This is a genomic window from Nocardiopsis sp. TNDT3, from assembly GCF_003427465.1.
Taxonomy (GTDB): domain Bacteria; phylum Actinomycetota; class Actinomycetes; order Streptosporangiales; family Streptosporangiaceae; genus Nocardiopsis; species Nocardiopsis dassonvillei.
Window position 1 is genome coordinate 1 of the sequence record NZ_QPFC01000018.1, and the last position, 7,323, is coordinate 7,323.

Genomic DNA, 7,323 nt, shown 5'->3' on the forward strand with positions numbered 1-7,323 from the left:
AGACGCGGGAGCCCCCGCGCGACCCGGTCGCGCGGGGGCTTTTCCCTTTTCCGGCTCGGTTGGCCGCTACGTGTAGTTACCAAGAGTTGCAATATAACTACTCTTGGTAAACACTGGATGTGTTCCGTCGCCCTGGCCCGTCCGCGGGCCTCCATCCGAGAAGGAAGAACCCTCCCCGTGCCCATGACACTGACGCGTGCCGCCCTCACCGCGGCCGCCGCCCTGGCCCTGGCCGGGCTGGCCGGCGCCCCCGCCCTGGCCGACGAGGCCACCGCCGAGCCCACCACGGAACCCTCCTGCGGCAGCCCCCTGGTGCTGCTCTCGCCCGGTGCGAAGGTCGAGGGCAGCAGCTGCTCAGTGGTGAGCACGGTCGAGCAGGAGCTCCAGAGCGTCGGTTCGGGTGGCCTGTTGCCCAGCATGCCCAGCATGGCCGGTATGTCCGGCATGCCCGGCACCGGCTGGGGCTGATCGCGGGCTCAGTCCTCCTCCGCGTGCCGGGGCACCACGACCACGGGCACCGGCGAACTGTGCATCACGCCCTGGCTGACCGAGCCCAGCAGTGCGCCGCGCACACCGCCCCGGCCGCGCGAGCCCACGACCACCAGGTCGGCCTCGGCGGCGGCCTCCACCAGCGCGTCCACCGGATTGCGCTGGGTGCGCACGGCGGAGATGTCCACATCGGCGGTGGCGTCGTCCATCACCTCGGCCAGCACACCCGAGACGAGTTCCTCGGACTGGCGTTCCAGCAGGTCGTCCGGCGGGGTCCACCCCGACTCGGTCAGGGAGGCGGTGGCGAAGGGCAGCGGAACCTCCCAGCTGTGCACCACCACGACCGAGGAGCCCTCCTGGAGCGCGGCCCGGTGCAGGGCGAAGTCCAGTGCGCGCCGGGAGTCCACCGAGCCGTCCACGCCGACCGCGATCCGCAGCGGACCCGACAGTCGCGGCGCGCGCTCCTCGGTGCCGGGGACGACGACCACCGGGCAGAGCGCCTTGGCGGCCAGCCGCATTCCGGCCGCGCCCGCGAGCACCGAGCGCACCGGCCCCATGCCGCGCGAACCCACGACGACCAGGTCCCCGTGGCCGGTGCGGCGCAGCAGCGCCAGCGGCGGTTCCTCCAGCCCCAGGGCGGTCTCCACGCGCAGCTCCGGCCGCAGCGAGCGCACGTGCTCGGCGGCCTCCTCCAGGATGCGGCGGCCCTGGGCGGTCATCTCCTCCGTGGGAGGGAAGCGGGTGGGACCGGCGTAGACCGACATCACCAGCGGCATGGACAGGGCGTGCACGACGTACAGGGGTAGCTGCCTGAGCTCGGCCTCCGCCGCGGCCCACTCCAGGGCTCCGCGCGCCGACGCCGATCCGTCGACGCCCACCGCGACCTTGGGGGAGGGGATCGGGTCATCGGCCATGGTTTCCTGCCTTCTCGTCGCGGGACGTGTTCTGCGGGTTCTGCGGGAGGCGGATCCCTCCCACCGCAGAGCGTGCCCTACGGCGGGGGTTCGCACCCGCCGCGGCGGCGGTGTGGCGCGAAAAACGTCCGCCTTTCCGCGTGGTTCTCCTACCCGGGCCGTCCGCGCGGACGCACTGGTGTGAGTGGTGAGTGGTGAGTGGTGTCGTGTGCTGGGTGAGGATGTACGTCGAGGCCAAGAGTGTTTCCCCTAGCTCCGCAGCTCCGCGCACGCGGAGGCGAACCGGGCTCCGGGGAGCGCGACAGGGACACCCGACCCGCACGGACGCCCCTGTCCGCATTCGGCCACGACCCCGTACATCCTTACCGGGTACATCTCCGTGTGGAGGTGGTCATGTCAGGCAACTGCCCAGCGGGCCAGCACGACTGGCAATCCGGCCCCAACGGCACGGCCAAGTGCAGCCGATGCGGAGCGATCAGCGCGAAGAACTACTGACCCTCGACCTCGTCGGCCGGGGGGTGGCAGTCCACACAATCCTCCCGGCACGCGCCGTAGTTCGTCATCGACATCGACTTGCACCGGGTGCACAGCAACCGCTTCCCGTCCGGCGGGTCGTGCCGCCACCGGTGGCGGCCCCGGCGGCAGATCCCGGACGGTTGGATACGGGTGCGGTCTGTGGAGGTCTCCATGGATGCTCACCGTAGCCGTGACGGGACAGGCGGGGAAGGCCAATCGGCCACACCCGCACTCATCTCCTGGCGCTCGGGTGGACCAACAGCACCCCCGACGCTGACAGGAGTCACCCGTGGCCCAGTGTTCCATGTGTAAAGGTGAAGGCACCGTAGTGGTCGAGTCCGACGGAGATGGCAGCGGTGGCGGTCGGACACACCGCCAGGTGGTCACGTGCAGCGGTTGCAGGGGAACGGGGGAGACGTGATGGATGACCTCGACGCGCTCCACACCGCCTTGGTGGAGCGCCTGGACACCACCGCCACGATCCGCGACGCGTTTGCGGCCCATCCCCGCCACCTGTTCATCCCCGACATGGTCTGGCCTGACGCGACCGGCCTGCCCCTGCACCGGACATCCGATCCTGGCCGGTGGACGCGTCTGGTGTACGGCTCCGACGCGGTTACCACCCAGGCCAACGACGGCGGTCCGGGGCCGCGCAATGAGCCCAGTTCCTCGTCGTCAGCGCCCCAGGTGATGGCGGACATGATCGCCGCGGCCGGAATCAGCGAGGGTATGCGGGTGCTGGAGGTCGGCACCGGCACCGGGTGGAACGCCGCGATCCTGGCCGCCCTCGTGGGGGAGAAGGGGTCTGTCACCAGCATCGAGATCGACCCCGGTGTGGCTGCGCTGGCCCGGGAACGGCTGACCGGAACCGGCGTCACCGTCCGCACCGCCGCCGAGCCGCCTCCCGGGGAGGTGTACGACGCGGTCATCGCCACCTGCGCGGCGACCCGGATACCGGACGGGTGGTTCGCCGCCGCTGAGGGCGCGGTGCTCGTGCTTCCCTGGAGTCCGCACCCGGCCGCCCACAGCACGCCGATCGTCGCCCTTGCGGTTCGCGAGGGGCGCGGGTCGGGGCCGTTCGTGCGCGAGGCCGCGTTCATGCGCGACCGCACACAGCGCCCGGGCGACCTTCCCTTCCCCGGCCTCGGGCAGCAACCGACTCCGGCTGCCGACTTTCCCGTCGGATCGGTGGAACTCATCGGCTCGGGGATGATGACCCAGCTGATGTTGATGATGCCCGGGGTCCGTCTGGGAACAGGGCTGCGGCCCTTCCGGAGTGAGCCCGGCCGGATCGTGTGGATGGGCGACGGGCAGGCGTGGGCGTACGTGTGGCCGGACGGCACCGTCACCGGCGGCGGTGATCGTGCCTTGGGTGAGGAACTGGGGCACGCCTATCGGATGCTGCGGGGCGCCGGGTTCCCGGGTCTGGAGAGCTTTGTCCTGGAAGCCGTCGCTGGTCAGGATTCCTGCCGGGTGGGGTGTGCGGCCCTGGAGCAGCACTGGGATCACTCCGTATCGCCCTGACTTTCTCGTCTTGCTCATCCTGCTCGTAGTGCTCTTCAGGGCTGTTTCTCCGGGCCGGGGGCCTGCGACCGCAGCCCAGGCATGGAAAGCCTGTGTGCCCGGCGCGGTAGTGGGGATGAGCGCCGCCGTGCACTGTGTGAGGATGTACGTCGAAGCCGGGAGTGCTCAGCATGTCCAGGGCCAAGGTTGCGGCGAGATAACGGCCCGCGTTGCCGCAGGTCGTTAAGCGTGAGCCCCGCGCACGCGGGGATGAACCGTCGTAGCGCACCGGGTCGCTGGAGGCGCCAGCGTGAGCCCCGCGCACGCGGGGATGAACCGCCGAATACGCGCGAACCGCACAACTACGCCTAGTGAGCCCCGCGCACGCGGGGATGAACCGCTATTCGAACGCCGTCGAACACCGACCGTGTGGTGAGCCCCGCGCACGCGGGGATGAACCGGCCGGGGCCCTCGTGGAACTCCGCAACGCCACGTGAGCCCCGCGCACGCGGGGATGAACCGCGGGTCACGTCGTCGGGCTGGTTTCGGTTGGTGTGAGCCCCGCGCACGCGGGGATGAACCGTACGGCCAGCCGGTCGGTCCCTACCGCATCGCGTGAGCCCCGCGCACGCGGGGATGGACCGTGCGCGGCCACGTACCCGGCGAGGTCGATCACGTGAGCCCCGCGCACGCGGGGATGGACCGGCGACCCCCGCTGACGCTCCCATCGTCGTCTCGTGAGCCCCGCGCACGCGGGGATGAACCGCGGGCCATCTGCATGGCGGCCTCTTCGGCGACGTGAGCCCTGTGTACGCGGGGATGGACCGGTGACCGTGAGTGGCCACTGTGCGTTCGTGGCGAAGCGTGGTGTCCTCGGGGCGGCGGACGCAGAGAACCCCACCTACCGAGAGGGAGGTGGGGTTTGTTCGCTGTGCCCGAGGTCAGACGGCGGGGTTCTCCGTCATGCCGAGCTGACCGAGGTCGAGGCGCTCGGCGCGGCGCGCGAGCAGGTACAGGTGCCCCGAGGCCCGGTCCATCTCGCGGATGAGCGCGAACCCCTGTCCCTGGTAGTACTTCGCCAGCTCGGGGAAGAAGCACCCTTGCCGCACCCACTGGCGGCCCTCTCGCGCCGCCCGGTCCACCGCCCACAGGTCGATCAGGGTGCCCGGCTTGTGCTTCCGGTAGTCGGGGTGGGTGCAGGTGGAGAACAGGTACAGGCTCGGCTCGTCGGCCTCGTCGGGGGTCCAGTCCTTCGGCGGCGCGTGCTCGGTCACCGTCGTGCACCCGACGACCCGGTCTTCGTCTTCGAGCACCCACATGAACCCGGCCGCGGCTTGCCCGGCGAGATCGGCGACGGCCTCGCGCCACGACTCCAGTCTGCGCTCCTCCATCCAGTCGCAGCGAGCAGTGATGACCGACGCGACCGCGCTGGTGTCGGCCTCGGTGGCGGGACGCATGGTGAACATGGTCGGGATCCTCTCAGCGCAGGAACGCGGTCGCGGACAGGTGCAGGCTCAGGACTTCCAGGAGCTTCGACTCCCGCTCCTCCTGGTAGTGCTCGGCGGACAGCCGCTCGGCCGCGGCCCGCAGCCCATCGGGGTCGACCAGCCCGTCATCGAACAGGGGCGGCGCATGGGAGATCAGGGCGTGCTGGATGACCTCCGCGAAGGACTCGCGTTCGGCCGGGTACATGACGTCGTCGCTCATGCCGAGTGCGGCCATGCGCCTCCGCTGAAGCTGCTTCAGCTCTCGCCAGGCGAAGGGAAGCTGCTCGCCGAGTTCGACCATGTCGGGGTCGGCGAACGGGTGTACCGGCCACAGCCCTTCTCGCAGCAGGGTGGGCGCGGCGCTCTCCAGCGACAGCAGCGTCATGGAGTTGACCCGCGCTGGGGGTGCGATGCCGTCGTCGGCGAACTCCAACACGGCGCGGGCGCGCGGCCCGACCCAGGGCAGGACCAGGGCGTCGGTCATCTCGCCGAGCCCTTGGTGGGGCTCTTCCTCCTGGGTGAGGGCGACCATCTCATCCCCGCCCAGGCCTGTCACCACGGTGCGGGCGCCGGTCTGGGCGATGGCGTGCGCCATCAGGGTGAACGGGTGGTGTAGCGGGTCCTCGTAGGGGTTGACCACGTCGCCGCTCACCCACCGGCAGCCGGGCGCCAGCGGTGGGTGCTCCATGGCGTCGAGGGTGATGTCGGGGTTGGCGAAGCGCACGCGGGAGCGCATCTCGGCACGGCGCCGGATCTGCTGTGCGCGCCCCGGGCCGTCGATCAGCAGGGTGGCGGTGGGGAACCGATCGGGGTGGCGCTCGGCCGCGCGGGTGGCCACGGTGCCTGAGTCGAACCCGCCGGTCAGGTGGAACAGGGTGGTGTCGTGCGCCCAGGGGCGGCGGTCCATCGCGGTGTCCATGGTCGCGATGAACGCGCCCAGGACATCGGCGTCCGGTGCCAGCTCGCGGGGGGTCCGGTGCAGGGCGGGCTCGGGGTAGGTGATCCACAGGGACCCGCCGAAGTGTGCGGTCGCGCGTTCGGTGAGCCGGTGCACGCCCTGGTAAAGGGTCTCGGCGGAGTACCGGGGCCGGTAGATCAGCAGCCGGGCGGCTTCCTTGGGGTTGATGCCGGTGGCGTGGCCGCGAAGGTCGGCCATGTCCCAGGACCCGGTCAGGGTCGTGTCATCGACGGCCAGGTACAGGGGCGTGGTCCGGGCCGCCCCGGCGGTGACGCGCACCGGCAGGCCGGGCTCGGTCTCAATGAGGACGACGTCGGTCGGCCAGTCGGTGACGGCGTCGCGCGCCTGGTCGTACTCGGCGGGGGTGAGGGCCCGGACACCGGGGTCGCAGGCCGGGCGGTCGGCGACGCGCTCGCGGACCACGATCAGGGTCCGGTAGCCGTCGGTCGCGGCCAGGTGCTCGATCATCGGGTGGTCGAAGGGGATGACCGTGCTGCGCTGGTCGAGTGTGCTGTAGCACGCCCCGGACCAGTGCCAGGTCGGATGCTCGCTGTAGGGGGTCAACTGCAATCGCAACACGGAGTGCTCCAGGGCGTGCGTTCAGCGGAACAGGTGGAAGTTGCTACCGGCGGTTGGTGTCGTAGGTGTGCGCGGCGTCGCTGCTGCCCGAGCACTTCTTGTACTCGTGGCTCTGCGCCGGGGTTGGCACGACGGCGCGCGGGGACGCGAGGAACAGGCCGCTCACCTGCTCGCTCTTGCTTGGAGGTGGGGGAGTGAAGTCGTTCATGCTTCTCCTTGTGGTGCGTGGAGAGTGGTGATCCCTGTGCAGGGCCACCACTTGTTATTGCCCGAAGGGCAAGGGCTGTGCGTGGTGCACTATTCGTACTTTTCGCACTGCTTTCCGCTGTCGGGTCCGCCGCATCCGCTGCATACCGCCATCGGGAGTACCTCCTTTCTCGGTCGGAGAGGCGGCCCGCGCGGCCGGGCAGGATGGGCAGCATGTGCGCCCGGCCATGCGGTGCTCAGAGGGGCCGCACACCCCAGCTGGGTAGCGGCCCCGTGGCCACCCTGTGAGGGTGGTCTTGTGTGGGCCCTGGCGCTCAGAGGCCGGGTTACGGGGGGATGGTTTGGAGCCCGCGCGGCCGGGACGCGACTCCGACCGTGTGGGGGTCATTGGTTGAGCAGCGCGCGGACTTCGGCCTCGTGGTAACGGCGGTGTCCGCCCAAGGTGCGGACCGAGGTCAGCTTGCCCGTCCGGACCCAGCGACGGACGGTCTTGTCGGTCACCCGGAACATGGCTACGACCTCTTCCAGGGGAGTCGGCCGCCGCAGGGGAGCAGGGGCACGGTCCCCCGGGCGCCGGGACCCTCACCGGGGCCTGCGCGTGCGAGGCACCTGCCCCCATGAGCCCGGGGTGCGCATCCGCGTTTCCATCTCGGGCCAGGTGTCACACATC

Annotated in this window: 8 protein-coding genes and 1 CRISPR repeat array; of the genes, 2 read left to right on the forward strand and 6 right to left on the reverse strand. The window is 70.7% G+C overall.

Annotation, left to right across the window (positions count from 1 at the left end; translation table 11 throughout):
• Positions 1-183 precede the first annotated feature (183 nt).
• Positions 184-468 carry a hypothetical protein gene (locus DQW06_RS00415; RefSeq protein ID WP_013152673.1) on the forward strand — a complete coding sequence of 95 codons (285 nt, stop codon included), beginning with the start codon at positions 184-186 and terminating at the stop codon, positions 466-468.
• A gap of 8 nt (positions 469-476) precedes the next feature.
• On the opposite strand, the gene DQW06_RS00420 is transcribed toward DQW06_RS00415, so the two are convergent.
• Positions 477-1,403: a universal stress protein gene (locus DQW06_RS00420; RefSeq protein WP_117197742.1), complete on the reverse strand. Its 927-nt coding sequence runs from the start codon at positions 1,401-1,403 to the stop codon at positions 477-479.
• Between the two features lie 488 nt (positions 1,404-1,891).
• Positions 1,892-2,092: a hypothetical protein gene (locus tag DQW06_RS00425; protein ID WP_013152675.1), complete on the reverse strand. Its 201-nt coding sequence runs from the start codon at positions 2,090-2,092 to the stop codon at positions 1,892-1,894.
• Positions 2,093-2,339: 247 nt separating this feature from the next.
• On the opposite strand from DQW06_RS00425, the gene DQW06_RS00430 reads away from it, so the two are divergent.
• Positions 2,340-3,443, forward strand: coding sequence for a protein-L-isoaspartate O-methyltransferase (locus DQW06_RS00430; RefSeq protein WP_117197746.1), 1,104 nt, complete (start codon positions 2,340-2,342; stop codon positions 3,441-3,443).
• Between the two features lie 228 nt (positions 3,444-3,671).
• Positions 3,672-4,249: a CRISPR direct-repeat array (repeat unit 29 nt; unit sequence GTGAGCCCCGCGCACGCGGGGATGAACCG).
• Positions 4,250-4,363: 114 nt separating this feature from the next.
• Here DQW06_RS00430 and DQW06_RS00435 read toward each other — a convergent pair.
• From DQW06_RS00435 to DQW06_RS00445, 4 genes are all read right to left on the reverse strand, one after another.
• The gene (locus DQW06_RS00435) at positions 4,364-4,888 is read right to left on the reverse strand and encodes a GNAT family N-acetyltransferase (RefSeq protein ID WP_117197743.1); all 525 of its coding nucleotides are present in this window, start codon (positions 4,886-4,888) and stop codon (positions 4,364-4,366) included.
• Between the two features lie 13 nt (positions 4,889-4,901).
• Positions 4,902-6,446: an asparagine synthase-related protein gene (locus DQW06_RS00440; RefSeq protein ID WP_117197744.1), complete on the reverse strand. Its 1,545-nt coding sequence runs from the start codon at positions 6,444-6,446 to the stop codon at positions 4,902-4,904.
• A gap of 43 nt (positions 6,447-6,489) precedes the next feature.
• Entirely contained in the window at positions 6,490-6,654 is a 165-nt protein-coding gene (locus tag DQW06_RS29095; RefSeq protein WP_013152679.1) for a hypothetical protein, read from the reverse strand.
• A gap of 383 nt (positions 6,655-7,037) precedes the next feature.
• Positions 7,038-7,199 (reverse strand): helix-turn-helix domain-containing protein, encoded by a 162-nt coding sequence (locus DQW06_RS00445; RefSeq protein WP_255418199.1) that lies wholly within the window; start codon positions 7,197-7,199, stop codon positions 7,038-7,040.
• Positions 7,200-7,323: the final 124 nt, after the last annotated feature.

Coding starts and splice junctions, on each gene's coding strand:
- DQW06_RS00425 (WP_013152675.1), bottom strand. CDS start 2,092: ATGGAGACCTCCACAGACCGCACCCGTATCCAACCGTCCGGGATCTGC.
- DQW06_RS29095 (WP_013152679.1), bottom strand. CDS start 6,654: ATGAACGACTTCACTCCCCCACCTCCAAGCAAGAGCGAGCAGGTGAGC.
- DQW06_RS00435 (WP_117197743.1), bottom strand. CDS start 4,888: ATGTTCACCATGCGTCCCGCCACCGAGGCCGACACCAGCGCGGTCGCG.
- DQW06_RS00420 (WP_117197742.1), bottom strand. CDS start 1,403: ATGGCCGATGACCCGATCCCCTCCCCCAAGGTCGCGGTGGGCGTCGAC.
- DQW06_RS00430 (WP_117197746.1), top strand. CDS start 2,340: ATGGATGACCTCGACGCGCTCCACACCGCCTTGGTGGAGCGCCTGGAC.
- DQW06_RS00415 (WP_013152673.1), top strand. CDS start 184: ATGACACTGACGCGTGCCGCCCTCACCGCGGCCGCCGCCCTGGCCCTG.